The sequence below is a fragment of the Sphaerisporangium sp. NPDC088356 genome (assembly GCF_040685555.1).
In the GTDB taxonomy this organism is placed as follows: domain Bacteria; phylum Actinomycetota; class Actinomycetes; order Streptosporangiales; family Streptosporangiaceae; genus Sphaerisporangium.
Window position 1 is genome coordinate 1 of record NZ_JBFBIK010000264.1, and the last position, 2029, is coordinate 2029.

General features: G+C 71.1%; 2 protein-coding genes. Both read left to right on the forward strand.

Features of this window, described 5'->3' with window-relative positions:
* On the forward strand, window positions 1-1157 hold a 1157-nt coding region (locus AB0O34_RS36740; protein ID WP_363923614.1), incomplete at its 5' end, for a hypothetical protein.
* Between the two features lie 72 nt (window positions 1158-1229).
* Entirely contained in the window at window positions 1230-1979 is a 750-nt protein-coding gene (locus tag AB0O34_RS36745; protein ID WP_363923616.1) for an SIMPL domain-containing protein, read from the forward strand.
* Window positions 1980-2029 lie beyond the last annotated feature (50 nt).

Below are 2029 nucleotides of genomic sequence, written 5' to 3' on the forward strand. Positions count from 1 at the left end.
CCGCGCCCGGCGCGTCCGGCGGGCGCCAGGGGGGCCGGGTACCCCTGATCGCGGCCGGGGTGGTCGCGGTGGCGCTGGTGCTCGGCGGAGGCGGATACCTGGTCGTGCGGTCGGTGACCGGTGACCCCGGCGGCGGCTCCTCGGACGCCGGCGCGAGCAGGCCGGCCGGAAGCTCCGGTGAGCCCGTGAGGGGGACGTCGTCGTCCCCGGTGTCCACGCCGTCGGAGACGCCCCGGACGACCGCCGCCGCGGGAACGGCCTCGGCGCCGCCCGCGGCGTCCCGGATGATCGACCTGCCCGGAAGCTCGATCACGATCCACGAGAGCGACGCCGACCCGATCAAGCTGACGTTCTACAGCCTGGACTACGGCAAGCGGGTCTACGTCAGGGAGACGGGAAAGAACTCCTTCACCAAGACCAGGAAGTACTTCGAGTACACGGTCAGCGACGATGGCCGGCGCGCGGTGGGCACCGACACGCTTTACACCAAGGACAGCTACTCCACGGTCTCGCTCGTCGACCGGGCGGGCGGCAGGTCCACCACGATCAGGATGGCCAAGGCGCCCGTCTACCCGACCTTCCCCCAGTGGTCGCCGGACGGCACGAAGGTGCTGGTCACCCTCAACGAGGCCATCGGCGACATCACCAGGGGATACGGCTACGCGATCATCGACATCGCGACGCGGAAGGCCAAGGTCGTCCACGTGAAGGAGAAGGACGTCGGCCGCTGGAGCTATTTCTGGCGCGGTGACGGCAGGGCCGTCGGCACGTGGGCGCTGAAGGGCAAGACCCAGCGCATCAGGTTCTACGATCTCAACGGGACGGTGCTGCAGACGCTGCTCGACGTCGGCACCCCGCTGACCGTGGAGGGCGACGACGTGTCGCCGTCCGGGACGCGGTTCATCACCACCTGTCCCGGCTCGGGCGCCCTGATCTGCGTCTGGACCACGGACGGCCAGGAGAAGGCCCGTGTCCCCTTCCCGACCGACCGGCTCATCGGCTGGTACGACGACCAGCACATCGCAGGGTGGCGCAAGAAGGGCGGGGACTACGAGGCCGTGGTCGTCGACTTCCAGGGCAACGCCACACGCGTGCTGGCGACGGCCAAGGCGGGGGAGTACAAGAAACAGTACCTCCGCTACACCCGGGTGACCTGAGATTGGTCAAGTTCCGGCCGTCCCCGGAGAGGGCTCGCCGGTGCGGAGGCCGCCCGATGGTGGCATGTCCGCATGATCAAGATGAGTGTGGTGCTGGCGGCCACCGCCATCGTCCTCGTGGGAGCGCAGGCGGGCCCGGCTCTCGCGGTCTCCGGTACCTCCGCGACGGCGCCCGCCGCCCTGACGAGGGGGTCCGCCTCCCCGCGTGAGGCCGCGCCGGAGCCGACCGAGCTCACCGTCACCGGTCGCGGAAGCATCAAGACCACCCCGGACCTGATGCGCCTCAGCGTCGGCGTCGAGGCGCGCAGGGCGAAGGCCGGCGAGGCGTTCGCGGCCGTGAAGAAGGGCGCCGCCAAGCTGGCGGAGGTGCTCATGGCCGCGGGAGTGGCGAAGTCCGACCTGCGGACCAACGACCTCTCCCTCGGGACCGAGTACGACAAGTTTCCGAAGGTCGTGGGCTACCGCGCCTCCCAGGGCCTGGAGGCGCTGGTCCGCGATCTGTCCAAGGCCGACGAGATCGTCGACGCGGTGGTGGCGGTGGGCGAGGAGGCGCGGCTGAACGGCATATCGTTCGGGGTCTCGAAGACCGTGGCGCTGGTGAGGGCGGCCCGGGCGGCGGCGTACAAGGACGCGCTGGCCAAGGCCCAGCAGTACGCGACCCTGACCGGCTGCGGCCTCGGCCGGGTGGTGAAGCTGGAGGAGGAGGGCGACACGTCCCCGTCCCGCTTCGCGCTGGCCGAGAAGGACTCGATCAACCCGGGGCAGGGGTCGGTCACCATCTCCGTCCGCGTGGTGTACGAGCTGACCCAGGCCGCCGAGTGAGGGCACGGGCCCGGCCGGTGGCGTCCCGGCCGGTGGCGGGCCCGGCCGGG

Coding starts and splice junctions, on each gene's coding strand:
- AB0O34_RS36745 (WP_363923616.1), top strand. CDS start 1,230: ATGATCAAGATGAGTGTGGTGCTGGCGGCCACCGCCATCGTCCTCGTG.